Consider the following 24,095-nt stretch of genomic DNA (forward strand, 5'->3'; position numbering starts at 1 on the left):
GGCTCCCAAGGCGTGCCGGGGCTATGCCGGCATGGTGAGCAAGGCGGACGCCGGATAGCCGCCGAGCTTGGCGATGCCGGCAAGACCTTCGAGTTCCATCACAAAACTAAAGCCTGCAACCTTGCCGCCGCATGCGATGACCAAATCGCGGGCAGCACTGGCCGAGCCGCCGGTGGCGATGAGGTCGTCGACGACCAGGACGCGCTCTCCTACGCGGATGGCCGATTCCTCGATTTCCACCGTCGCCGTGCCGTATTCGAGCGCATAGCTCTGCGAACGGACGGGAGGCGGCAACTTGCCGGCCTTGCGGACTGCAATGAATCCCTTGTCCAGGCGGTTGGCCAAGGTGGGGCCGAAAAGGAAGCCCCGTGCCTCGAGGCCTGCGACTGCATCGAAATCGTCAGGGGCGACGGGAAGGGAAGCCACCAGGGCATCCATGAGGATGGACAATCCACGCTGGTCGGCGAACACCGGCATGATGTCCCGGAAATTGATTCCCTTTTCGGGGAAGCCGGCGATGGTACGGATGCGTGAGATGAGATAGCGGGCGTCCTCGGGATCGATGAGATCCGCCTTGGACAGGGATATGTCGTTATGCTCGGTCATGGGTGGATCGGTCCGTTCCTGTGTCTCAGCGCTGCTGGTCTTCGGACGCTGCCGTCTGGTCCGCCGGGTCGACCGGTTCCTCTTGGTCTACGGCAGGAATCCGGGCCGGGGAATCCTGGTCGAGCGAATTGCCCTGCTCGTCCACCTCGTCGTCATGCACATAGGCGGGGCGTACATACTCCTTGCTGATGGAGCGGAACGCCAGGCGCATGGGGGTGCCTTCGGTCTCGATGACGATCTCCTCGTACTCTTCGTCCACCTGCACGACCTTGCCGATGATGCCGCCGATGGTGATGACCTCGGTGCCGGGCTGGAGGTTGGTCCAGAAATTGCGGCGCTCCTCCTGCTGCTTCTTGGCCTTCTTGCTGGAAGTGAACATCATGATGATCATGAAGACGAGCAGGACGATGAGCAGAATGTACTCCAATGTGGGGCTCCTTGGATTAAGAGGCGCAAAGACGCGCGAACTGGTGGAACTACAAAGTCTAGGGCAGCTTGCTGACATCCATGGACTGGGCATCGGGGGAAACCAGGCCGAGATGTTCCCAGGCCTTGGCCGTGGCCACGCGTCCTTTCGGGGTCCGCATCATGAAGCCTTCCCTCACCAGATAAGGTTCGCAGACCGTTTCCACGGTTTCCGCCTCCTCCCCCACCATGGCTGAGAGATTGTTCAATCCCACGGGGCCTCCGTTGAAGTTGCGGGTGATGGCCTGCAGGACGGCCATGTCCAGGCGGTCCAATCCTTCGGTGTCGATCTGGTACAGTGCCAGGGCCTCCTTGACGTCATCGGGACTGACGGTGGCAAGGTCATGGACGATTGCCCAATCCCTCACGCGTCGCAGCAGCCGGTTGGCGATGCGCGGCGTTCCCCGTGAACGTCGCGCCAGTTGGTTGGCTGCCCCCTCGTCGAGGGACAGTCCCAGCACCGCCGCGGAACGTTCGATCAGTTTCTCGAGTTCACCGTGCGGGTAGAAGTCGAGGTGCGCGGTGAAGCCGAAACGTGCCCTCAGGGGCGAGGGCAGCATGCCTTCCCGGGTGGTGGCGCCGATGACGGTGAACCGCGGCAGTGTCAGGGGGATGGAAGAAGCCCCGGGGCCCTTGCCCACCATGACATCGACGCGGAAATCCTCCATGGCGATGTACAGCAGTTCCTCGGCAGCTCGCGGGAGACGATGGATCTCGTCGATGAACAGCACTTCGCCTGCGTCGAGCGAACTGAGGATGGATGCCAGGTCGCCGGCATGCTGGATGGCCGGACCCGATGTGACGCGGATGGGGACCCCCAGTTCGTTGGCCACGATCATGGCCAACGTGGTCTTCCCCAGCCCGGGAGGTCCGGCCAGGAGGATATGGTCCGGCGGGACCTCCCGTTTGCGTGCGGCATCCAGGAACAGCTGGAGCTGCGCCTTGAGACGCGGCTGTCCTATGAAGCCGTCAAGGACATGGGGGCGGAGCTCCTCGTCACTGACCGGCTCTCCCCCGATGGGAGTCGCGGAAACCATGCGCAGAGACTCCTCGTTCGCATCTGCATTGCCGCCTTCGTATGCCGTGTATTCCGTCCATTCCATGGGCTACCTCCCCCGATCGAACGATGCCAGTGCCAGACGAAGCACCTGGGGGACATCGTCATGCTGCAGGGGCGTGGCGAAGGAGCCCTCGTCGATGACCCGACCCACGGCCTCCTGTGCGTCCTGGTGCTTCCATCCCAGGGAAACCAGGCCCTCGATCACTTGCAGCATGCCGAGGTCCTCGGGCGGACGGGATGTTGCCGTGGGTGCCGTGTCGGGGGCGGATGCGGACAGGTCGATCGATCCCTTCAGCTCCAGGATGATCTTCTGCGCTCCCTTCTTGCCCAGCCCCGGCGCCTTCGCCAATGCGGAAGCATCCTCATGGCGGATGGCATCGGCCAGCTGGTCAGGCGGCAGGGTGGAGAGGAGGGAAAGCGCCACCTTGGGACCGATGCCGCTGACCTTCTGCAGTTGCAGGAACATGCGCTTGGCTTGCTGCGACTTGAATCCGAACAGGGTCATGGCATCCTGGGAAACGCTGAGCACGGTGTGCGCCAGGAGCGCGTCGCCGACGTGCACCGTAGACAGTTCCCCCTGAGGCATGCGTACCTCGAACCCGACGCCTTGGACGTCGAAGATGGCCATGGTGCCGTCCACGGCGCGTATGACGCCATTGAGCGTGCCGATCATGCGGAATCCTCCTCTTGGAATTCGAACAGGTGTTCGATAGTCTACATGCCTCTCTTGACGCCACGCCCATGATTGGCTCGTTGGGCAGCCTGGGCCCATTGACGCTGCGCTGGGGTCAAGTGCTGTTCCCGTTCACCGCCTTCGAGCGCACCGGCAGGCCGCAGTGCATGGCAGATCGCGATGGCCAGTGCGTCGGCCGCATCGGCCGGAGTTGGCAGCGTATTGAGGTTGAGCAGGCGCGCCACCATGCGTTCCATCTGGATCTTCCCGGCCTTGCCGTTGCCGGTGATGGCCATCTTGGATTCGGTCGGTGTATGCAGGGCCACCGGGATGTTGCGCTGCGCAGCTGCCAACATTGCCATGCCGGCCGCCTGCGCGGTACCGAGGACGGTGTTGCGGTTCTCCTGCGCGAAGACACGCTCGATGGAGACCGTGTCGGGAGCGAATTCCTCGATTTTGGCCGCCAGTCCGTTGTATATGGCCAATAGGCGCAGGTCCTGCGACATATGCGGATCCGAGCGGACGACATCGACATGGATAAACGAAAGCCGGCGGTTTGCGCCGGCTTCGATTACGCCGACCCCGCACCGTGTCAGACCGGGATCGACGCCGAGGATCATCACGTGGGGCTACTCCTCGGCGAGCTGGGCCATGACCTCGTCGGAAGCGGTCCAGTTGCTGTAGATGTTCTGCACGTCGTCCAGGTCGTCGAGTGCATCAATGAGCGTAGCGACCTTGCGTGCATCGTCGAGGGTGAGTTCCACCTCGGACTTGGGCATCATGACCATGTCCGCCGAGTCGTAATCGATGCCGGCATCCTGCAGGGCCTGACGAACGGTCGGCGTATCCGAGGGATCCGTGATGACGGTATAGGCATCGCCGTCGTCGGTCACGTCCTCGGCACCTGCTTCGGCGGCCTTCTCGAACAGGTCATCGAAATCGACGCCCTCGGAAGGCACCACGATGGCACCCTTGCGCTCGAAATTGAAGCTCACGGAACCGGACGTGGCCAAGGAACCGCCGCGCTTGGTCAGCGTGGAACGGACTTCGGCCGCCGCACGGTTGCGGTTGTCGGTCAGGCATTCGATGATCAGGCCGACACCGGCCGGGGCGTAGCCTTCGTACACGATGTCCTCGTAGTCGGCGCCGCCTGCTTCCTCACCGGAGCCACGCTTGACCGCGCGCTTGATGTTGTCGGCGGGCATGGATGCTTTCTTTGCCTTGTAAATGGCATCATAGAGCGCGGGATTGCCATCGGGGTCGCCGCCGCCCTGACGGGCCGCGATCTCGATGTTCTTGATGAGCTTGGCGAACAGCTTGCCGCGCTTCGCGTCGATGGCGGCCTTCTTGTGCTTCGTGGTCGCCCATTTGGAATGTCCGGACATGAATATGCTCCTGGAAGTCTTGGGATACTTGACAACTCTACCGATTCTATGGCGCTTCTACGACAAGGCCCGGGCATATACCTCCAGCACCTGGTCGACCACCGTGGACCAATCGAAGTCGTGCGAGCGTTCCTTTCCCGCATGGCACAAGGCCTCCCGTGCCTCGGCGTCATCAAGCAGGCCCAGTACGCCCTGGGCCAACGCACCCGCGTCACGGTTCGCGAACAGACAGGCACTGGTGCCGTGTTCGGTCACGTCGTCGAAGGCCGGCAGGTCGGAAGCCACGATGGGGCAGCCTGCGGCCATGGCCTCCGCCAGGACAATGCCGAAGCTCTCGCCACCTGTCTGGGGTGCGACGTACACCGTCAGCGAGGAATAGAACGAGGCCTTCTCCTCGTCACTGATGCGTCCCAGGAACTCCACGTGTCCCAACACGGCTTCCGGGTCCCGGCATTCCTCGGAGGCAATGCGGCGCCCATTGTCCGCACCGTCGCCGGCCACCAGGAACCTGGCATGCGGATAGCGTCCCAGTATCGTCTCGGCGGCCTTGATGTAAACCGCGAATCCCTTGCGTTCCTCGGCCATGCGTCCCAGGAACCCGATCGTCGGCGCGTCCTCGCTCCCCTGCCAGTGAGGATTGGGCGTCGCCATGTCGAACATCGTGCGGTTGATGCCGTTGGGAATCACCTGGCGGGGCAACGGTTCGGAAAGGTAATGCTCTGCCGTGCGCTGCGCTGCCGGCGATACGAAGATCGCCTCGCGCAAGGGGGCGAGATAGCGTTCCAGATAATGTCCGAAGAGACGCAGGGCTTTCGGGTATGGCTCGATGGACGCGTGGAAGGTGGCGACCATCGGCGGCGCGTCGCGCATGGTCAACGGCTTGTGGCTCACCGATGGCGTCTCCGGCTCATGCAGGTGCAGGATGTCGAACTGCCCTTGACTGACCCAACGACGGGTCTGCAGGCCGGCGGCAAGGAAGTAGCTCAGGTGCGCCCATGAACCGTTGTATGGGATGGCGAAGGATGAGCCATTGGTATGCACCCACAGCGGCATGTCCTTGGTCCGTCGTCCTGGGGCGAACACGGAAACATGGTGCCCGCGTGCGATCAGTTCCTCGGCGAAGTCCCGGACATGGTTCTGCACACCGCCTGGGGTCTCGAAGGAATAGGGGCAGATGATGCCGATTCGCAAGGGACGGTCAATGGGAGACACAACATGGGAAGCCATACCATGGAATCTTTCATGACCCACTCGACTTTGCCGCCGGCCATGGCCTCATGCGTGCTCCTGCTCCCAGCGGCGGCGCACTTCCTCAGGGACGGCGTGCAGACGGGAAAGATCCAGGTCCGCGAGGAACAAGGGCTGCAGCATATGCCAATCCTGCGGCGCATCCGCGATGCCTCGCGCCCAGGTGTCCACCCAAGCCTGGGTGATGGCATGGATGCCTGCCTCGCGTTCCAGGCCACGGAACCGGTCGATGTCCAGCGGTCCGCTGATCCGACAGACATACCCATGCGCCGATCCGGCGCGTTTGCGGCGCTCGCCGTGCAATCGCTCGCGGTAGGTGTTCGCCACGTAGAGGGGCAGTCCCGTGTCATATGCCAAGGTCGCCGGTCCGCGTGCCACGCGGATGGTGGATCCGAAAGCATCGACGAATTCCCCGTTGCGGCCCAGGTCGCGGTCTGCCAGCAGGGGCACCACCGTATGCGGACGGCCAAGTGCCTCCTCCAGCCTCTCGGTCAGATGCGGCGTTCCGGTGAGCAGGATGTTGATGCCAAGCGATTCCCGGATATCCACGAACATGCGCAGGGTCCGCTCGTCGGCAAGGCGTTCCGCCACAGTGGTGACAGGCGCCACCTCCAGACGCGCCCAGAAGCCGTCGTAGTCCCAGTTGCCTTGGTGCCCCATGGCAACCGGGGCACTGCCGTGTCCGGTCTGCGCCTTGAGGGATGCCAATCCGTCACCGGTGCCGCGTATGCGTGCCGTAAGCTGCTCCCGGGTGCGTCCCTTCACGGTCAGGGCCTCCGAGAAATAGGTGAAATAGGAGCGCATGCCGCGGCGGGACATCGCACGTAGCCGGCGGCGGCTGATGACGTCGACATCCGCCTCTCCCCCGGTGCATTGTGCATCACGCCACGCCAGTACGTGGGCAAGATTGCGTTCAAGTTGGCGTACGCTGCCTACACGGAGCAGCCAGGCGACATCCGCTGCGGCAAGGAATCCGGCACGTACCAGGGGTTCCGGAACGAGATGTGCATGGGACGCCACCCAGGGCATGAGTCCATTGGTCATGGTGCCGTCCTTCGGCGGTTCGGAGATGATGGTCGTAAGAAAAACGGGTCCCGCAGGACCCGGTGGAAGCGCATGGCGCGGTGGCTACCGGTTGCCGTGCGCGGGGTCGTCCTCCTCGATCAGCCCGTGGGCCTCGTGGAGGCGCTGGATGACGGTGATGGTCCCCAGTACTGCCAGGATGGCCATGGCTGCCATGAGCCATGCGTCCTGGCGGGTCAGCCCGCTGAGCGCCATTCCGACGAGGATGATGGTCAGGCGGTCCGACCGTGTGGCGATGCCGCCCTTGGCCTCCCCTCCCATGGCCTGCGCCCTGGCACGCGCATAGGAGGTCACGAAGGAGGTCATGACGGCGTAGAGCGCACACCACATGCCGACTTGGGCCACCCAGTTGCCGTATTGGTTTCCGGTGGCCTGCACCTGGTCCACGATCCGCTCGAAGAAATATATGACGACGCCCAGGAGCACTGCCCAGTCGGCGACCCGATCCAAGGTGGAATCCAGGAAGGCCCCGAAACGGGTTCCGCCGTTGGTCAGGGCCGCCACTGAACCGTCGAGGGAGTCGAAGACGACCAGGACGGTCAGGACCAGTGCACCCCAGAACAGCCATCCTGTCAGGCCGGTGACGATACCGACGATGGTGGTGCCGACGGCGCCGATCACGGTGACGGCATTGGCGCTCAGGCCGCATGCGACCAGACCCTTGGCGATGGGATTGATGAGACGCTTGAATGCGGGACGCAGCTTTTCCAGCATGATGCTTGGTTTTCCTTGGAAGATTGTCGTATGCGATGGGATGCGGCATGCAGGGGTCGGTCCTGCATGCCGCATGCGAAGCCGGAGGGCTTGCAGGACCGACCCCTGCAAGCCGCATCCCGGTCAGTCGGCGATGGCCGCCTCGTAGTCGTCCTTGGAATTGACCTGGACGCGTCCGGCGATGGCCTTGAGGATGCCGCGCTTGGCCTCCTCGACCGGTACGCCATTGAGCTGGCTACCGTCCCTGAACCGGAAGCTCACGGCATCGTTGTTCATGTCCTCTTCGCCCACGATGATGATGAAGGGCACCTTCGACTTGGAGGCATTGCGGATCTTCTTGCCGAAGCGGTCATCGGAATTGTCCATCTCAACGCGCACGAGCTCCTCCTCCAGGGAGTCCATGAACCGTTGCAGGTGCGGGGCGAACTCGTCGGCCACCGGCACGCCGAGCGCCTGGACCGGTGCGATCCATGCGGGGAACGCGCCGGCATAATGCTCGAGCAGGATGGCGAAGAACCGTTCGATGGAACCGAACAACGCGCGGTGGATCATCACCGGACGCTGGTGGGTGCCATCGGGTGCGATGTATTCGAGACCGAAACGTTCCGGCAGGTTGAAATCGAGCTGGATGGTCGACACCTGCCAGGTGCGGCCGATGGCATCGCGTGCCTGCACGGAGATCTTCGGGCCGTAGAATGCGGCACCGCCCGGATCCGCCACAAGGTCGAGTCCCGACTCCTCGGCGACTTCGGCCAAGGTGTTGGTGGCCTCCTCCCAGATTTCGTCGGAGCCGACGAACTTATGCTCGTCCTTGGTGGAGAGCTCCAGGTAGAAGTCGTTCAGTCCGTAGTCCTTGAGGAGGTTGAGGACGAAGTTGAGCAGGTTCTTGAGCTCGTCGCGCATCTGCTCACGGGTGCAATAGATGTGTGAATCGTCCTGGGTCAGGCCACGCACACGGGTCAGGCCATGCACGACGCCCGACTTCTCGTAACGGTAGACCGTGCCGAACTCGAACAGGCGCAACGGCAGCTCGCGGTATGAACGCTGGCGGGACTTGAAGATGAGGTTATGCATGGGGCAGTTCATCGGCTTGAGGTAGTAGTCGAATCCCTGCTTGACGATGTTGCCGTCCGCGTCCTTCTCCTCGTCGAGGTGCATCGGGGGATACATGCCGTCCTTGTACCACTGCAGGTGTCCCGAGGTCTCGTACAGGCCGCCCTTGGTGATGTGCGGGGTCTGCACGAAGCTGTAATGGTGCTTGCGGTGCATCTCGCGCGAGTAGTCCTCCATGGCGTTGATGATGGCCGCGCCCTTGGGATGGAACACGGCAAGGCCCGGTCCGATCTCGTCCGGGAAGGAGAACAGGTCCATCTCCTGGCCGAGCTTGCGGTGGTCGCGCTTCGCGGCCTCCTCGAGCCTGGCCTGATACGCCTTGAGCTCGTCCTTGGTGGGGAAGGCCACGCCATAGATGCGCTGGAGCATCGGGTTCGCCTCGGAGCCCCTCCAGTAGGCAGCGGCCGCACGTTCGAGCTTGAACGCCTTGATGAAGCGGGTGTTGGGCAGGTGCGGCCCGCGGCACAGGTCCGTCCACACCACATTGCCGTCGCGGTCCACGTTGTCGTACATACTCAGCTCTTTGTCGCTGATCTCCACGGATGCCTCGGTATCCAAGGCATCTTCCTTGTCGCGGATGAGCTCGAGCTTGTAGGGCTGGTCGGCTTCCTCCTCCAACGCCTCCTGTTCGGTGACGACGCGGCGCTGGAAGCGCTGGGCGGACTTGATGATCCGCTGCATGTGCTTCTCGACCTGCTTGAGGTCGTCCGGGGTGAAGGGTTCGGCCACGTCGAAGTCGTAGTAGAAGCCGTTCTCGATGACCGGTCCGATGCCAAGCTTCGCGTCGGGCCTGATCTCCTGCACCGCCTGTGCCATGACGTGGGTGGCGGAGTGGCGCATGATGGCGATGCCGTCCTCGGAGTCCAAAGCGATGGATTCGACCACGTCGCCGTCCTGGAGCGGCGTGTACAGGTCACGGGGTTCGCCGTTGAGGCGCACGGCGATGATGTCCTTGTCGTCCGAGAAGAGCTGGACACCAGTCTGGTCTGCATTCACCTCCTTGGGTTCGCCGTCGACGGTGATGGAGATGGTTGCGTCAGCCATAACGATGTCCTTTGCTATCTGGGCCCGCGTTACTAATGGGCAGGCCGGGACTTTCACATTGCACTGCCAACTTAGAGGCCAGCGCAGACAAAGACGGGGGCGGGCAGCATGCGCCGGCAGCCGTCTCTCTCAACGCTGGTAGGTGCCCGCCGACCTCCGTATCCGTATGCCTTCCAGGCCCAGGGGTTCGAGCAGGAGCGCCAGGTCGGACTCATCTGCACGGCACCGTGGCCCGATCACGATCTCGCGCAGGATGGTACGCATGTCCATGCCCAAGTCCACGACCGGTACAAGCCGGTCGCCTCTTGCAAGCACCCGGAACGTTGCCGACCGCAGCCAAGGGGACCCCTCCTTGCAGAGTGATGCGGACAGGGCAGCCTGGCGTGGCGTCACGCGGGAGCGGGGCCCCCACAGGGCAAGGCGCCATTCGCGTTCCTCCCGGAAGAACCTTTTCTTGCAGAACGCCGTATGTGTCACGAACAGGAGGGTGGCTTCCAGCAGGGCGTCGCGAGCCAGGGGTCCTTCCTCCGCCATGCAGTGACGCAACCGTTCGACGCGGACGCGGATATCGTCGGCAAGGCCGTCGAAGAGGGCGGCAGTACGGTCCTTGCCGTACACGATGGGCTCATACAGTACCATCGCGTGCTGTTCGAGGGGACCACCGGACCGGTCGCCCATGCCGATCGTCGGAGGCATGGATTCCATGGCGGACAGGTCGAAGCCGAGGGCCACTCCCCTGCCGTCGTCCCCATAAGCCCGCCATTGGCTCAGCAAGTCGTGGTGTTCGGAGAAGCAGATGGCATAGCAGAGACGGTTCGGCGGCTGTGTACGGTTGGTGATGGCGTCGGCCAGCATGGTGCGGTAGTCAGGTCGCAACAGTCCGATCCAGTCCTCGAGGAAATGCACCCGGGAACCTTCCTCCCTCACCAGGCCGCATCGTATGAGGCTGCGTATGGCCGCCGCATAGCCGTAGGCTATCTCCGACGAGTCGTTCGACTTGGTGATGTCGCTCAGGCGCAGGGAACCTGTCCCCAGGATGGCGCATGCCGTATCCAAGGAGCAATAGTGATAGCTGACGGGAACGTTCATGGGTGCACTCCGACCGTGACGGGATGGTGATTGTTAGTCGATGATATGAGATGTGCGCCGAACGTATCGGCAGGACGCATGAGAGCGGACAACGGGACTCGAACCCGCGGTCTCGACCTTGGCAAGGTCGCGCTTTACCAACTAAGCTATGTCCGCAAGGATGCCGGGGTGTGTCTGCCACGCCCCGGTCCGTGGGTGATATAGGAATCGAACCTATGACCCCTTCCGTGTGAAGGAAGTGCGCTAGCCGCTGCGCCAATCACCCGTTCTTTGGTTATCCGCCGGCCAAGCCGGCTGCGTGGGCGATACAAGATTCGAACTTGTGACCCCTTCCGTGTCAGGGAAGTGCGCTACCACTGCGCCAACCGCCCGATCTTCAGTTGTGGAGGTGGGTACGAGAGTCGAACTCGTCTATACGGCTTTGCAGGCCGCTGCCTAACCGCTTGGCTAACCCACCGTAAAGGTCGTCGCACTCCTCGGACCTTAGAGCGGACAACGGGACTCGAACCCGCGGTCTCGACCTTGGCAAGGTCGCGCTTTACCAACTAAGCTATGTCCGCACAGGCGTCCTTCGGTGCATGTCGTGCCCGAAGCACGGGGCACTACTATAGCGGAAACCCCGGAATGTGCAAAACCGGCGTGTCGCACCGGTCCTTGCCGGACGCATCGGCGTGGCGCCTGCAGGACGGCCTGATGCCGCCGGGCTACAGCAGGAAGGCGCCGCTGCCGAAGGCGAAGACCGTGAAGACGAGGTTCAGGCAGAAACCGACCAACGCGCCGATGCCCGCCATCTTGGCGCATTTCGGCTTCGTGGTGTGCCAGACCAGGAACAGGACGAGGCCGACGATCGGAATCAGGAAACCCAGGACCGCCCAGCCGAACGAGCCGGAGTCGTTCTGGCTCGGGTACGGCTGGTACTGCTGGCCGCCCGACGTACCTTGATATTGGTATTGGTAGGGCTGCTGGGGACCCGTGGCACCTGGCTGGCCGTACTGGGGTTGCGTATAGGGATTCTGTCCATACTGCCCATACCGGGGCTGTTGCCCGTAAGCGGGCTGGGCCTGCTGCGGCTGGTCCTCGGCGGCGCCGAAGGGATACTGCGGCTCCCCCGTCTGCCCGTATGGCAGCTGTCCTTGCCCGGGGTTGCCGTATGGGTCCGTGCCGTAGGGGGACGGCGTGTTGTCGCTCATGTGTATGTCTCCTTCATGGGAACGTGCGTGGATTGCCACACTATACCAGAGGAGACGGGTGCAGGGAAGCACCGGTGCGATGGGCGGGACCGTCGGCGGCATAACGAAAAGGCATGCATCCGATGGATGCATGCCTGCCATGGTGGGTGATATAGGAATCGAAACCCACACCTCACAAACCCTGTAACCGCAACAAAAAACATTCGACAGGAAATGAGTAGTAGCTCATAGGTAACACTAACATCACCGTTGCCCTCACCCATGGTCATATCTTCATGCCCCGTTTGTCGCATCAGTGGAGGCATGGCACACATCACGCATCGGTATCCCCGCACCCATCGAGTCAACGAAGCGGCTCGCCTGCTCAACATGAGCGAACGCAACATCTACAACCTGCGGTTGAAAAAACTCCACCCGTCGAAACGGTTGACGTTGATCACCACGCACAGCCTCAACCGGTACCTGACCGAACCATTGGCCGACCACATCACACTCGACCACAAACCCACACTGCGGGAAGCATGCCAGTTGCTGCACTGCACCAGAAGCCACATCTATGCCTTGGAAACGCAGGGACGGTTGTCCCTTGACCGGACCAACCCCAAGTTGATCCGCGTGGACCCCACACCCCTCATCACACTGCTAGGCGGACCGGTCCCCCATCCCACATTGCACAGCCACACCCTCAACTGATCCGCGCCCAACGCCCCGTGATGGTGAACAACAGTTTGCGCAACGCCTCCTCCGCGGTGAACGACCAGTCAAACGCATCCACCCCATACCATGCGGCACGATGGTTGTGTTCCGCACGGCAACGCACCGCACCCAACTCACGCGCCTTGCCATCGAACACAATCTGCTCCGCGGTCCACTCCCCGGCGAACACGCGATAGCGCACCGCGCCCCACATCGGTGCATACCGCACAATCGTCACCCCATGCCACCATTGCACACTCATCGCATCCAACCGGGCACGCACCCGACGTTCCACCACACCCAACCCAGCCGGGTCAGACGACATGATCCGTTCACGCACCTCACGGCCCACCGCCGCCATCCCACACGCCAAACCATCCATACCCACTGCACCTCGCATGCCGCAACCAACAGAACATGCACACCAATGCGTCCCCCACCCGCCCCACCGGGCGGCCCGCCACCTTGGCGCCAGCCCCAACCACACGCCAAACCCGGAAAACACGAAAAACAAAAAGCCAAAGCAAAAAGAAAAACCACCACCCAACAAACCCATTCGCCACCAAACACCCCTGTCAATCCCACATCAGACACGCACAACCAAACCAACACAACAAAAGAAAGAACACCACAACCAAACAACAAACAGCCGGCAATGAAGAACAGGAACCATGCACCATCACACCATCAACGAATACGACGAATGCTCATAGGGAGGGCATGAAACGAATCAAGGCGAAAAACACGGGGATATGCAGGGGCGCAACCCATGGGTTGACCGTGGGTTGCGCCCCTGTTGGAACCATAGGCCCGGTCAGCACCCGTCACGGAACATGGACGCCACCCATTGCACGGCCCCATCCACGGTGTCGAACACCTCCGTACGGACATGATTGTGACCGTCCCGCGCCTGCACATTCAGGCGTGCGCCATCCACACCGGTGGTTTCGGGCACAAGGATGCGGACCTGCCACGGGCTTGGCGCACCGTTGCGGGTGGCCCGCACCGTGTACTCACCCGTGCCGATCTCACTGGTTTCCATTCCGGTGTCATCGAACGCAGCTACTTGCCAACCGGGTTGCATATCCGCCAACGCGTCCTCGATGGCGGCGGCGAAATCCACGTCGTATGGGTATTGTTCCGCCACCATGTCGTTCAACGTATCCACCATGATGTCCACCGCTTGGCTGGCATCGTCGAACTCGTCGTACACGCCGCTGCCGTCTGTGTCGTAATGCCACATCTGGTAGCGGCCGTTGGTATGCATCAACGTGTGGCGGGTATGCATCGGCATGGTTCCCTGGTCGCCGTTCTTGATGACCAGGCCATGGTCAATGCCGTTGGCGGCTGGTGCGATGGTGAGGAACCGGCTGGTGGTGTACCCTTGTGTGGCCGGGTGGTGTTGCAGTTCGTCCCACAATGCCGCGTTGGTCATGTCCATGAATCGTCCTTTCGTTTGCACCCCTGTTCGCATGGTCATACGAACTATGCCGTATCGGTTGGGTGTGTCGCTCACGGTCCATTATCACACCAACCGTCCCAGGTCCGGCATTCGTTGTCGCCGAACGTGGGGCGGTTGGTGTGCTGTCTTGTTTGGTTCACCGGCGGCTGGTGCGCGCCAGGATGATGATCCCGCCGATCATGGTGGTCAGGGAGATGCCGAGCAGGAGGATCAGTATCAGGCCTTGCCCTGTGGTGGGCATGGTGTGTTTGACGGGGATGCGTTGGTCGGTACGGGTGATGGTGTCCATGGTGATGTGCTCCACCCCATGCCACCCGTCCGGTTTGAGACCGGTTGGCGCCTCGCACGCTTTCAACGCGAACTCGTATGGCGTACTGTCCAGGTTGTAATCGACGGGTGCTTGCGTTTCGGTGAGCCGGTACGCGGTGCCGCACTCCAGTTTGTCCACCACACTCGCCGCCGTGCTGCTGGTGGTGATGGTCCGGTCGTGCACATACTGCGTGCCATCCCATCGTTGCAGGTCGAACACCGCGTCCGGCAGGAGCAGGGTCGGGTCCGTGCTGTCTGTTTTCTTCAAATACACGCCTTGGATCTTCGCGACCGCGGCGCTTTTGTAGATGGGGAACGTGTTCGTTGTGGTGGCGGTGCTGACGCCTTCTACCGGTTCGCCGTCTACGGTGAGCATGGCCGTGCTCCTCGCATTCGTGATCTGCGTGTTGACGCTGTTGTAGACGAGCGCGTATTCCACCCAGATGCGCGCGTTGTCGGGCAATCCGTCCACGGTGAGCGTGTTGGTGGCGGCATCCCAACCGGCGGTGTACATGTCCGGATCAAGGGTTTTCGCATCCGATGGCGGAGTGGAGGGGATGTTGCTGTACGTGTACCAGTAACCATATCCGGAGTTGTAGTAGGAGTGGTGCAACGGTCCAGGAGCTTTCCAAGTGCCGTTATAGGAAGATTGCGTATAGAGGCTTTGTGGTTGTGGTTCGTTCAGGTATTTTACCACTACACTGCCGGGCATGAGGACCACGGTGTCCTTGTCCGTCAACCCTGTCACCGTGTCGGTCAGGCTTACGATGGCGCCGTCCGGGTTCAGATCGGAGGCGTTCGGGTTGAACCCGGTACTATATGTGACTTTCGTGCCGCTTGCGCCTTCCGGCGTGTGGGAGTTTTTCGTCTTGGCGGCGGTGACAGACCCGTTGTCGTAATGGTAGTGATACCAGTAATCGGATGCGGTCAGGTCCATGACGCCGTTTTCCACCACTGCACGTACGGTGTTGCGTCCGCCGATGGAGTGTTCGATACGACCGTTCCGGTCCACATCCTTCCATGCGTCTTTGTCGAAGTCTTTGTTTTGGTAGACGACATAGAACAGGATGCTCGACCAATAATTCGCGTTTTGGTTGGGTGTGTGGAAGGTGATGTCCCACTCCCCTTCCCCGGTTTTGGTGACGGTGATGGTGGTGTTGCCGTTGTTCACGGTTTTCGACACTTGCTGCCCGATGGTGGTAGGAGCCTCAACGCCCCAGCAGGTGGCGTTGTTGGTGCCGTTGGGGGTGCAGGACCGGTTCGTGCTGCCTACGAGGGTGAAGCCCTTGGGGATGTCGTTCGACCTGTTCTCGTAAGCGGTCATGGTTTCGTGGAACGTGACTGGTTTGCCACGGTCGGCGGGTGCAAGATCGGCTTTAATGCCGCATGAGCCCAATTCGGCTGTTTTGGTGTCCTGTTCGGTTTCCAATCCCAGCCACCAGCGTTTGCCATCATAGGAGCCGGTGCTGTAAGTTTGGCCATCGCCATAATACCCGCCGCAGCTTTTGCGCAACTGTTGGATGGTGCGCACGTTCGACGTGTACGTACCCGGATAGCATACCCAGTTGTTGTTGGTCCATGAGCATGCCTGTGCCGCATTGTAATACTGGCGTTCACCGGTATACCCGTATCCTTGGGCTGTGGAGTTGTATTCGATGCTGATCTTCCCGCCGGCTTTCAGCACGGTGTTGATACGTAGTTTCGCACCCACCACACTACGGGATGCGTACAATCCGTCCAAATCGTTCAGGTCGGTCACATTATGCCAGCCGTTCGCTGGAGTGGGCGTCGCCTCGACGGCGCAGGTTTCCACCGCGTCCAATTCAGCATCGAACCCTTGCTCTTTAAGGTTGTCGATCATCTGCTGAATGTCCTCAGCACGGAACCACGAATACTTCCCGTCGGGTGAGCACGGGCTGGCGCTGATGCCACTGCGGTTGAGCTGGTCCACAACCTGCCACGGAGGCTGCTGGTCGCCATCACCGGCGTTCTCGATGACGGTGTTCCATGTGGATTGCATCAAGCACCCGTCCTCACCTTCGAGACAGTCGCCAATGGGTTTCGTGGACCCGTATGATTTCGTGGTCTTCAGATACGGGGTGCCGGCACCTTTGTCTGGCATTGTGTATTGCGCGGTGTCCGACAGGATGTCCGGATAGTATTTCGTGTTCGGGTGGAAGATGACCCTGTTGGTGACGTGATCATACTCGTCGCTCCATGGGCTGTGCGACGTGTACTCATACACGATGGTGTCACCCGCTTTGAGGGTGTCCATCGTCCACATCTCGGAATGATAGTAAAAGTCGCCCAGCTGGTTTAGAGACATTGCTGAACTATTGGAATATGGCTTGTTCAATGTTGCTTCATAGGATCCGTTGGACCCCATGAAGAACCAATATTGTGTCCCAATCCGCACATGATAGGATCCCGGCCTATACCCCGTGATTGCAGGTTGCACAAGGGAAGAGGGGTAGCTTTGCGAACAGGTGTTCCCTGTCTTGGTGGATAAGGCGCATGCGAATCCGCCTGATGCTATGGAGCCACGATTGTCGCGGATGCTTGCCGGCGCATCGTTCTTGTACATGGTGTCCGCCAATTTCCACCCTGCCGGCAGGTCCATGCTGCCGTCGTTGGCAACGGTGACCTTCCATCGTTGTTCCACCAATCCGGTCTTGGGATTGTAGGCGGGCTCCCCAACAGCTTCCTTGTCCAGTGTGGCGTGCATGCCTTGCACGGTCAGGCGCATGGTATGGCCCCCAATACCTACGGTGGGGGTGGCGCCATCTCCACCAAGCCAGTAGGCATCCTGATCGAACCTGAGGGTGCCGTCGTTGATGGGCATGGTCTGGTTGCGGTTGATGAACTCTTGGTTGAATGTGAACCGGATGCGGATACGGTACTGGTACAGATTGTCCTTCACCGGCGGATAATACCCCGAACTCACCTCATAATCATTGCCTTCGCGGGTTGGGTTGAGGATGCGGATCTGGTATTCGCCGGCCTGTTCGCCATTGACCATGATCGTACCGATCCACGTGCCATACAAACCGGGTTGCAGGTTCAGCCAATTGTCACGGCTCCCATCCAGTTCCAGATAGGTTTGCAATGTGGGGTTTGTTTCGTTCAATGTGCCGGCGGGCACGTTGAACCCCAACTGCCAACGGATCGTGTCATACACGGATACAGTGCCGCCGTCCGCCAGATCCTCGAATTGGCCTGCCTCCATGTCAGCGTGGTGGATGGTCGCGGTAAGGCTGTCGATCATATTGTCGCTCATCGTCAGGTTCGCCGCCTGCGCCTCGGGTGCGGGCATGGTCACGCCCATGCCTAGCAGCCCGGTGAGCAGGCTGATGACAAGCAGGATGATGCCGATGCGGTGGGTGTGGTGTGGTGTGGTGTTCGGGTTCATGTCAGGCTCGTTTCTCCCTCAAGTGTGATGATGGGGATTTCCTGTGTGATGGGTTTCGGTTCGTGCGCCGGGCGCCTCATGCGGCGGGTGTGTGGATTGCGGCGGTTCAACGCGATGGTGATGACCGCGATCACGAGCAGCCAGACCACGGCGATCGGCACCCATACCCATAGCCATGTGTGGTCCTCGGGCGCGTCCTGTGGCAGTGGGGCTTGTCCGGGCATGGCGGCGCGTTCCCCGGTGACGAGGAGGCGTTTGTTGTTCACGCCGTATGGGGTGCAGGTCAATAGGGTGGCCAGATCGCGGTGTGGTTGGATGCGCAATGCATCGAACCCATCCGGTGCCACCACCTGGATGTCCACGACCCTGTACGCCAACGTCTGGTTGAGGGTGTTCAGGTAGAACACATCCCCCACGCGGGCCTGGCCGCCCAATGAGTGCAGCTTGTCGAACATGAGCGTGTCCGCCAACCCCGTGTGCGCGGATAGCACTGTGTGCGTGTTCTCACCGCCGACGGGCAGGCTGGTGCCGTACATGTGGCCCGCGCCACGCTCCAACACCTCGGGTGTGGTGCCATGGCGCACGGGCAGGTCGATGCCCAAGCGTGGATAGGTGACGGTCGCCATGATCCCATCGGCTGGCAGATCCAACTCATGCAGATACTCTGTGTCGTACGTGGGCTGGTCGCCGTTGAACGGGTCCGGGTTGTCGCCCAACACGGGTTGCCCGCTGCCGGCCAGCCGCCGGTTGTAGCGGGCAGCGTCCGTGAGTTCCCGCTCACGGGTCTTCGTGTCCATGATGGCCGTGGCGTTGGCATGGCCGGCGTTGACGGCGGCGAGCTCACCTTGGTTCGCGTGCTGCAAGGCGAACGGGATGGTGGCGCATGTGGCGGAGACGATCAGCAGCAGGCAGCCCGCCACAAGGCTGCGCCACCGTCCGCGTGCTTGTTGGTCACCATGTTTGCACATGCGCCACCATCCTTTCCACGGCCTCAGTGGCGGGCCGTGCGGGAACGGGCGAGCAGCAGCACACCCGCCAACGCGGCCAACACACACCCCGACGCCCAGACCAGGAGCCATGCGGCGCCCGTCTTGGGCATCTCCAGCAAGGTGCGCGCGTTCCGCACAACGACCGTCCCATCGGTGACGTCGATCATCTGGTGCACATCCCCGTCGCCTTCCGTGGTGGTGATGGCGCCGGTCTTGTCGTCCACGGCCACAGTGACCCCGGCCTGCGGCAGCAACGGGTTGCTGTAGGGGGATTTCGTTTCCTTCAACACGTACGCACCATCGGTGCCGTTGACGCTTACATGGCCGTTGGTGTCCGTGGCCAAGATCAAGGTCGTGCCACTCTCCCCGGGTTCGGCCAAACGGTAGGCGCCGTCCCCGGTTTTGATGACCTCACGTGCTGTGTCGCCGTCAAAAAGCTGGAATTCGGCGCCCGCCAACGGTTGCCCGTTCATGTCGGTCTTGGACACGGTGGTCTTGCCGGTGTGCACGCTCACCGTGTCACCCTGCTTGGTTTCATGGTCCGTCCAGGTGTTCGGGTTGTGTGAGTACTCCACGTTCACACTGTTCGTGTCCTTGGTGCCTGCGACCGCGTCCTTGTCGAGCATCATCCGGTACTCGACCGTGATGGGAGCGCCCACAGGGAACATGGTTTTGTTGGGGATGAGATCCCCGTCCGTGGTGCCGAACCTGAGTGTGAATGCACCGTCCTTGGCGCCGGTGACATGCCAGTATTGCGCGTCCAACGGTTCGCCGTCCACACCCACCGTCATGGCCGCGGTCGCGGGATCGAAGGACAGGCCTTGGGAATACGTGTCGTTCAACGCGAGATAGTACTTGTCGTATCCGGTCCAGTTCGGCACGGTGGTGGTCAGGCGCATCGACACCATGCGCCCCTGTTCCGTGTCCGCTGACAACCCGTCTGTGTTCACATCGCCCTTGTCCTCGTCCTCGACGGCCGTGATGCGTTTGCTTACGGCGATGTCGTGGACCTTGTATTCGACCTCACCGAGTGTGAACGTGCCCGCATCAGTCGCAAGCCGGGTCTTGCCGTTGATGCCGGTGCCGTTCAACCCGGCGATCGCCGCACGGCCCGTAGTGGTGCGGTCCAACACCATATACACGCCGGGCGTCACCTGCGCCGATTGGCGGTTCGTGTCGCCCTCCACGGGATGCAGCCGGGTGCCGGCGGTGTCTTTGACCGCCTGTTCGTTCTTCAACGCGTCCAGGAAAGCGCGCAATTGCCCCGACCATGGGGAGGTTTGCGAGTCCAACAGGTTCTGCACGACCCACAGCATCGGATCATTCTTGTCGTATCCGGTGGCGCCGGCCGCCGTCAACGCCGCACCGATCGCCTCGGTGAGGCTGGCATTGGTGGCCAGGTCGTATCCGGTGATATCCGTGCCGTCCGTGGTCGCGTACGTGTAGGCGGCCAATGGGATCGCATCAAAGGTGTTGGCGGTGATGTCGGTGGTGGCGGTCACGGTGATTGGTTGGGTTTTGGCCAATTCGGCCGCGGGGATGCGGCTGGTGTCGGCGTATGCCGTGCCAACGCCGGTAATGGCCATGACGGTCAGGTAGCCGGTGATGGCGGCCATGGTGTGTTTCCATGGGTTGTTCATGGGTGTTCCTTTGCTCTCTTCGTGTCCTTGGTACGCAAAGGGACGCGCGCCGGCGTGTGTGAAGCAATCCTCCTGTCTGCATCCTCTCTTTGTGTGCGCTCTCTGCGGTACGCACGGGTGGGCCGGCGCCGTCCCCGCGGCCGCAACCGGATGGCGGTGCCCCACGCTGGTGTGGCGTCGCCGGCCGGTTGCGGCCGGTCCACCCATCTATGCGTCAAACATGCAAAACGCCACACCGGAGCACGGTGTGGCGTTTCCTTGCATGGCAATGGGACCGGTCAGGCGGTGGGGCCAGACAGCATGGAGATGACCCATTGGGGTATGGGTTTGTCCATGGAATGGGTCCGTTCCACCCGCCTCAACAACGCGGCCGGGTCGACCATGGCGATCCCGTCCGCATCGTGGCGCAATGGGGGGAACGGATTGGTGTGCCCGTGCGGGTCGCACACCACGTACAACCATTCGATCTCCCATGGCATGGCTCGCAACGGGTTGGGTTGGCCCATGATCCGGTGGAACGCGACGCGCGCGTCCCCCAACCCGCCGATGCGGAGATAGGCGTTGTTGGTGCCCTCGTCGAGTAGGAAGCCATGGTTGCGGATGGAACGGACGAACAGGTTGTCGGTGACTTGGTTCAACACGCAGTGGTTGCACGAGTCGCATTCGTGAATGGAGCATATCCAGGCGCGCATCACCCCATCCGCGCCTTGGCCCAGGAGGATCCCGTTGCCGGGCAGGTTGGGGAACATGGCGGTGTGCCAGATGGCGGTGATGCGGGGTTCGTGCATGGCGATGGTGCGCGCCATGATCATCTCCCCCGCTGTGTGCGGTTGCCCGTACAGGTGGCCTGTGGCGCGTGCGTCGTCCAGATTGGTGCATAGGGCGGGGCCGGTGATCTCGTCCGTGCTGCCATCGTCCTGATGCCAGTACGAGGCGTAGCCGACCAAGGACAACGCTCCCGGCAATGCTGTTGGCAGGTCGTTGCGGGACGCGATGTTGTGGATCCGTTGTGTTGCATCCATAGTTGCACCCTCCTTGTCATAGGTGGCCGTGGCATGCGTCCTTTGCACTACTGGCGATTGGGACCGTTGCGGGTGGCGTCCGGGACGCATAGGGGGGGCCATGCACGTTTACACCACGGATCGCGGCGCCGTCACGGCCGCGCACACCCCCATGCCCACCGACACCAATGATGATACCCCCGTGGGCGAACTCGAGTTCGACCGGATCGTCTCACGGTGGTCCAACCCGAAGATCGCGGGCACCCCCGCGTGGCGGCTCAACGGGATGATCCACCAACCCGACGTCGCCAGCGAACTGGTGCGCACGGCGATCACCGTGAAGACCGTGGAGGCGTTGCGCGACCCGTCCAAAACGCTCACGCGCCGGTACGCGCATTATCTGTGCTCGCGGGTGAGCATTGAGAAGATCCTCAACGACCAGTACGGGATGGCGCCCACCTTGGTGCGACAGGCCAGCAAATACGAAACGTTGCGTTTGAAACTGCGTGGCGGTGACGGGCGCGGCCACCGGGAACTGACGGATGAGGACATCTGGGACATCGCCGCCCGTGAGGAAGCGGACCGGCAGATGGCCGCGTACGCACGCGGGGAACGCAAATGGATGCGTTGGCCCCCGTTGCATGACGGGATGAGCACGAACCCGGCCGCGCACCGCCGTCTCAAATGCGGCGGTCTGGACCGGTGGCGCGAGTTGACCCAAGCGGCCGCGTTGGACGGCAACCGTCCCCACCGCAACATCGATGATGGTTTGCAGATCGGTGACATGCGGGTCGATGTCGCCGATGAGGCCCTCGGTCTGGTGGACGGGTCCGGTGGCATTGACCGTCAATGGTTGGCGGACCATCACATCACCTCCTCCATGATCAACGAGTTGAGTGACGAACGGTTGCTGGCCATGGGGTTGGACCCGCAGGAGCTGCGTGCCGCTGCGGCCTCCTTGGACGCCTCCGACGCCACTGTTGCGTGCCCTGTTGATGCGTCCGCCCCCCGCAGGTTGGAGGATCTGCCGTTGCCGCCGTTGGATGCGAAACACCGGCGTGCGGCCGAACGCATGGGTGATGTGGTCGACGATCCCGTGCTGTGCCTGTGGTTGGTGGCGGGCTACCATGGGCGCGCCCTGCAGCCGGATGCGGTGTTGTCCCATTACGGGTTCCCGGTGCGTTTGGCCCGTACCGCCCTGCGCGCCAAACGCCTGCCCATGGACGGCAAAACCGTGGTGGATGTGTGGAGTGAGGCGTGCGGGCAGCTCAATGCGTTGGCCCGTCCCCGTGGCGCCACACCCGGCCCGGCGGGATACGCGGAGTTCCAGCGGACGGTCGAACGGTTCCGTGTGCAGATGCGCACCCAGATCATGTGCCGGTTGACCGGGCGGCGCAAGGTGGCGCACCCCACGCAACCGCAGCCTGCGGCGCCACACCCCGTCGAATGCCATTGATGGTCAGTCGGCGGACGCGGTGGTGTGTTTGAGTTCGCCCATCACCGCGTCCGCCAACACGGCCCGTCCGCTCAACACATCGAGTTTGCGTTCGTCGACGCTGTCACGGGTGACGATCCGGTGGATCTGCACGATACGGGTCTGCCCCTGCCGGTCCAACCGTGCGTTCGCCTGCGCCCAATCCTCCAAACTCCACGTCAGATTGAGCCACACGATGATGTGGCCCGCATGCTGGAGGTTCAACCCGAACTTCGCCTGGGCGGGGTGCGCCGCCAACACCGGCACCTCCCCATGGTTCCACGCGTCCACGATGCCGGGCTCGTCCACGGTGCGCACCCGTTTTCCGTACTTGGCGCGCAACCGTTCCAACTCGTCCCTCAACTGGTAGAACACGAGGATCTGTTCGCCTTGCGACTCCGCCATGATCCTGTCGAACACGTCGAGTTTGGCCGCATCGTAATGGATGACACGCCCGTCCACGCTGTCCTCGTCCGGGTACAAACATCCGGAGGTGAATTGGACGAGTTTGCCCGCCAGGACGCCGGCGTTGACGGCGGTGACCTGACGGCCGGCCAATTCCAGCCACCGTTCGTGTTTGAACCGTTCGTACTCACGGCGGGTCTGTTCGGGCATCTCGACCCAATGGTCGATGATGAGGGGTTTGTCCGGCAACCCTTGGAGTTGTTCGCGTGCGAGCATCGTCAAACAGAACGGTTCGATCCGGCGCATGATCCGGTCGAACGCGCCGGGACGGGCCCGCCACTCGTACACCACATGCCCGTTGCGCCGCCCGGGCGTGAAATACGTTTCCCGGTACCGGGTCAACGTGGTCTCCAACGCGCCAGTCGTGTCCAACAGGCGGCATTGCGCCCACAAGTCCATCAACCCTTTCGCAGCCGGTGTGCCCGTCAACCCCAACACCCATTGCACCGGGCGCCCATGCCCCGGGTGTTTGGGCGCGTGCGTGCGGTCCTGTCGGCGGCGTTTGAGGATGCGGAACCGGTTGGAGGACGGGTCCTTGTACCCGGACAGTTCATCCAATACGATCCCGTCCCATGGCCATTGGGCCAGTTCCCGGTCCAACCACCCCAGGTTCTCCTGGTTGATGATCGTCACCGTCGCCTGTTGGGCCAATGCTTCACGTCGTTGCTTGGCGTTGGATTTCACCCCGCATGCGACCGCCCAGTCCAACGTGTGCGCCTGGCGCCATTTGGCCAGTTCCGTCGGCCAGGTGTTGACCGCCACGGTTTTGGGCGCGACGATCAGGAACCGCCAGTCGGGGTGGAGGCGGTGCATGACGTCCAAAATGGCGATGGTCGTCAATGTCTTGCCCAACCCCATGTCCAAAAACAGGCCGGCGCCCCCGTGCGTATGGAACGCTTGGAGGGCGAACAGGACGGCTTGTTTCTGGTATGCGTGCAATTCCACCATGCCCGCTTGTGATGCGTCACACGGTGGGCGCA

The 24,095-nt window shown here is 62.1% G+C and carries 21 protein-coding genes and 5 tRNA genes; 2 read left to right on the forward strand and 24 right to left on the reverse strand.

The features are described from left to right. Positions 1-21: 21 nt before the first annotated feature. From BCUN_RS06670 to BCUN_RS12790, 17 genes are all read right to left on the reverse strand, one after another. Complete coding sequence (locus BCUN_RS06670; protein ID WP_033515939.1) at positions 22-606, reverse strand: adenine phosphoribosyltransferase; 585 nt, start codon at positions 604-606, stop codon at positions 22-24. Positions 607-631: 25 nt separating this feature from the next. Further along, positions 632-1,033 (reverse strand): preprotein translocase subunit YajC, encoded by a 402-nt coding sequence (gene yajC / locus BCUN_RS06675; protein ID WP_033515940.1) that lies wholly within the window; start codon positions 1,031-1,033, stop codon positions 632-634. Positions 1,034-1,091: 58 nt separating this feature from the next. Continuing rightward, complete coding sequence (gene ruvB, locus BCUN_RS12300) at positions 1,092-2,174, reverse strand: Holliday junction branch migration DNA helicase RuvB (protein WP_033515941.1); 1,083 nt, start codon at positions 2,172-2,174, stop codon at positions 1,092-1,094. 3 nt (positions 2,175-2,177) lie between these two features. Beyond that, a complete protein-coding gene (ruvA, locus tag BCUN_RS12305; RefSeq protein WP_033515942.1) occupies positions 2,178-2,804 on the reverse strand; it encodes a Holliday junction branch migration protein RuvA in 627 nt (208 codons plus the stop codon). Between the two features lie 41 nt (positions 2,805-2,845). Beyond that, on the reverse strand, positions 2,846-3,427 hold the full coding sequence (gene ruvC, locus BCUN_RS06690; protein ID WP_033515944.1) for a crossover junction endodeoxyribonuclease RuvC: 582 nt from the start codon (positions 3,425-3,427) through the stop codon (positions 2,846-2,848). A gap of 6 nt (positions 3,428-3,433) precedes the next feature. Continuing rightward, entirely contained in the window at positions 3,434-4,189 is a 756-nt protein-coding gene (locus tag BCUN_RS06695) for a YebC/PmpR family DNA-binding transcriptional regulator (RefSeq protein ID WP_033515946.1), read from the reverse strand. Positions 4,190-4,246: 57 nt separating this feature from the next. Continuing rightward, entirely contained in the window at positions 4,247-5,416 is a 1,170-nt protein-coding gene (locus tag BCUN_RS06700) for a glycosyltransferase family 4 protein (RefSeq protein ID WP_033515948.1), read from the reverse strand. Positions 5,417-5,464: 48 nt separating this feature from the next. Next, positions 5,465-6,481, reverse strand: a complete 1,017-nt coding sequence (locus BCUN_RS06705) for a phosphatidylinositol mannoside acyltransferase (RefSeq protein WP_033515950.1) — start codon at positions 6,479-6,481, stop codon at positions 5,465-5,467. A gap of 84 nt (positions 6,482-6,565) precedes the next feature. Beyond that, positions 6,566-7,234 carry a phosphatidylinositol phosphate synthase gene (gene pgsA / locus BCUN_RS06710; protein WP_051920889.1) on the reverse strand — a complete coding sequence of 223 codons (669 nt, stop codon included), beginning with the start codon at positions 7,232-7,234 and terminating at the stop codon, positions 6,566-6,568. Between the two features lie 123 nt (positions 7,235-7,357). Continuing rightward, on the reverse strand, positions 7,358-9,391 hold the full coding sequence (thrS, locus tag BCUN_RS06715) for a threonine--tRNA ligase (RefSeq protein WP_033515952.1): 2,034 nt from the start codon (positions 9,389-9,391) through the stop codon (positions 7,358-7,360). Between the two features lie 129 nt (positions 9,392-9,520). Next, positions 9,521-10,480, reverse strand: a complete 960-nt coding sequence (locus BCUN_RS06720; protein ID WP_081895595.1) for a DUF2971 domain-containing protein — start codon at positions 10,478-10,480, stop codon at positions 9,521-9,523. 83 nt (positions 10,481-10,563) lie between these two features. Then, positions 10,564-10,636: transfer RNA gene (locus BCUN_RS06725), tRNA-Gly, on the reverse strand. 36 nt (positions 10,637-10,672) lie between these two features. Further along, positions 10,673-10,745: transfer RNA gene (locus BCUN_RS06730), tRNA-Val, on the reverse strand. Between the two features lie 34 nt (positions 10,746-10,779). Continuing rightward, positions 10,780-10,851, reverse strand: a tRNA-Val gene (locus BCUN_RS06735). A 12-nt stretch (positions 10,852-10,863) separates the two neighbouring features. Continuing rightward, positions 10,864-10,937: transfer RNA gene (locus BCUN_RS06740), tRNA-Cys, on the reverse strand. 30 nt (positions 10,938-10,967) lie between these two features. Beyond that, positions 10,968-11,040 (reverse strand) — tRNA-Gly (locus BCUN_RS06745). 144 nt (positions 11,041-11,184) lie between these two features. Then, entirely contained in the window at positions 11,185-11,670 is a 486-nt protein-coding gene (locus tag BCUN_RS12790; protein WP_051920890.1) for a hypothetical protein, read from the reverse strand. 303 nt (positions 11,671-11,973) lie between these two features. Between BCUN_RS12790 and BCUN_RS06755 the strand changes: the two genes are divergently transcribed. Continuing rightward, positions 11,974-12,363 carry a MerR family transcriptional regulator gene (locus tag BCUN_RS06755; RefSeq protein WP_152598166.1) on the forward strand — a complete coding sequence of 130 codons (390 nt, stop codon included), beginning with the start codon at positions 11,974-11,976 and terminating at the stop codon, positions 12,361-12,363. Here BCUN_RS06755 and BCUN_RS06760 read toward each other — a convergent pair. The 6 genes from BCUN_RS06760 to BCUN_RS06785 all read right to left on the reverse strand — a co-directional run bounded on the left by BCUN_RS06760 (position 12,356) and on the right by BCUN_RS06785 (position 21,197). Continuing rightward, complete coding sequence (locus tag BCUN_RS06760) at positions 12,356-12,748, reverse strand: hypothetical protein (RefSeq protein ID WP_152598165.1); 393 nt, start codon at positions 12,746-12,748, stop codon at positions 12,356-12,358. The two genes, BCUN_RS06755 and BCUN_RS06760, sit on opposite strands and share 8 nt — an antisense overlap. 432 nt (positions 12,749-13,180) lie before the next feature. Next, on the reverse strand, positions 13,181-13,807 hold the full coding sequence (locus tag BCUN_RS06765) for a hypothetical protein (protein ID WP_033517327.1): 627 nt from the start codon (positions 13,805-13,807) through the stop codon (positions 13,181-13,183). 157 nt (positions 13,808-13,964) lie between these two features. Continuing rightward, positions 13,965-17,546 carry an MSCRAMM family protein gene (locus BCUN_RS06770; RefSeq protein WP_033517325.1) on the reverse strand — a complete coding sequence of 1,194 codons (3,582 nt, stop codon included), beginning with the start codon at positions 17,544-17,546 and terminating at the stop codon, positions 13,965-13,967. After that, positions 17,543-18,514, reverse strand: a complete 972-nt coding sequence (locus BCUN_RS11460; RefSeq protein ID WP_051920891.1) for a class C sortase — start codon at positions 18,512-18,514, stop codon at positions 17,543-17,545. The genes BCUN_RS06770 and BCUN_RS11460 overlap by 4 nt, the downstream gene beginning before the upstream one ends. 23 nt (positions 18,515-18,537) lie before the next feature. Then, positions 18,538-20,175 (reverse strand): isopeptide-forming domain-containing fimbrial protein, encoded by a 1,638-nt coding sequence (locus BCUN_RS06780; protein WP_033517323.1) that lies wholly within the window; start codon positions 20,173-20,175, stop codon positions 18,538-18,540. 278 nt (positions 20,176-20,453) lie between these two features. After that, positions 20,454-21,197 carry a hypothetical protein gene (locus BCUN_RS06785; RefSeq protein WP_033517321.1) on the reverse strand — a complete coding sequence of 248 codons (744 nt, stop codon included), beginning with the start codon at positions 21,195-21,197 and terminating at the stop codon, positions 20,454-20,456. Positions 21,198-21,297: 100 nt separating this feature from the next. On the opposite strand from BCUN_RS06785, the gene BCUN_RS06790 reads away from it, so the two are divergent. After that, the gene (locus BCUN_RS06790) at positions 21,298-22,632 is read left to right on the forward strand and encodes a hypothetical protein (RefSeq protein ID WP_033517319.1); all 1,335 of its coding nucleotides are present in this window, start codon (positions 21,298-21,300) and stop codon (positions 22,630-22,632) included. A gap of 3 nt (positions 22,633-22,635) precedes the next feature. On the opposite strand, the gene BCUN_RS06795 is transcribed toward BCUN_RS06790, so the two are convergent. Continuing rightward, on the reverse strand, positions 22,636-24,063 hold the full coding sequence (locus tag BCUN_RS06795; RefSeq protein ID WP_238552346.1) for an SNF2-related protein: 1,428 nt from the start codon (positions 24,061-24,063) through the stop codon (positions 22,636-22,638). Positions 24,064-24,095: the final 32 nt, after the last annotated feature.

This window comes from Bifidobacterium cuniculi, assembly GCF_000741575.1.
Classification (GTDB): domain Bacteria; phylum Actinomycetota; class Actinomycetes; order Actinomycetales; family Bifidobacteriaceae; genus Bifidobacterium; species Bifidobacterium cuniculi.

Coding starts and splice junctions, on each gene's coding strand:
- BCUN_RS06795 (WP_238552346.1), bottom strand. CDS start 24,063: ATGGTGGAATTGCACGCATACCAGAAACAAGCCGTCCTGTTCGCCCTC.
- BCUN_RS06770 (WP_033517325.1), bottom strand. CDS start 17,546: ATGAACCCGAACACCACACCACACCACACCCACCGCATCGGCATCATC.
- BCUN_RS11460 (WP_051920891.1), bottom strand. CDS start 18,514: ATGTGCAAACATGGTGACCAACAAGCACGCGGACGGTGGCGCAGCCTT.
- BCUN_RS12790 (WP_051920890.1), bottom strand. CDS start 11,670: ATGAGCGACAACACGCCGTCCCCCTACGGCACGGACCCATACGGCAAC.
- ruvA (WP_033515942.1), bottom strand. CDS start 2,804: ATGATCGGCACGCTCAATGGCGTCATACGCGCCGTGGACGGCACCATG.
- thrS (WP_033515952.1), bottom strand. CDS start 9,391: ATGGCTGACGCAACCATCTCCATCACCGTCGACGGCGAACCCAAGGAG.
- BCUN_RS06695 (WP_033515946.1), bottom strand. CDS start 4,189: ATGTCCGGACATTCCAAATGGGCGACCACGAAGCACAAGAAGGCCGCC.
- BCUN_RS06720 (WP_081895595.1), bottom strand. CDS start 10,480: ATGAACGTTCCCGTCAGCTATCACTATTGCTCCTTGGATACGGCATGC.
- BCUN_RS06790 (WP_033517319.1), top strand. CDS start 21,298: ATGCACGTTTACACCACGGATCGCGGCGCCGTCACGGCCGCGCACACC.
- BCUN_RS06780 (WP_033517323.1), bottom strand. CDS start 20,175: ATGAACAACCCATGGAAACACACCATGGCCGCCATCACCGGCTACCTG.
- pgsA (WP_051920889.1), bottom strand. CDS start 7,234: ATGCTGGAAAAGCTGCGTCCCGCATTCAAGCGTCTCATCAATCCCATC.
- BCUN_RS06670 (WP_033515939.1), bottom strand. CDS start 606: ATGACCGAGCATAACGACATATCCCTGTCCAAGGCGGATCTCATCGAT.
- BCUN_RS06765 (WP_033517327.1), bottom strand. CDS start 13,807: ATGGACATGACCAACGCGGCATTGTGGGACGAACTGCAACACCACCCG.
- BCUN_RS06760 (WP_152598165.1), bottom strand. CDS start 12,748: ATGGATGGTTTGGCGTGTGGGATGGCGGCGGTGGGCCGTGAGGTGCGT.
- BCUN_RS06785 (WP_033517321.1), bottom strand. CDS start 21,197: ATGGATGCAACACAACGGATCCACAACATCGCGTCCCGCAACGACCTG.
- ruvB (WP_033515941.1), bottom strand. CDS start 2,174: ATGGAATGGACGGAATACACGGCATACGAAGGCGGCAATGCAGATGCG.
- BCUN_RS06705 (WP_033515950.1), bottom strand. CDS start 6,481: ATGACCAATGGACTCATGCCCTGGGTGGCGTCCCATGCACATCTCGTT.
- BCUN_RS06755 (WP_152598166.1), top strand. CDS start 11,974: ATGGCACACATCACGCATCGGTATCCCCGCACCCATCGAGTCAACGAA.
- BCUN_RS06700 (WP_033515948.1), bottom strand. CDS start 5,416: ATGGCTTCCCATGTTGTGTCTCCCATTGACCGTCCCTTGCGAATCGGC.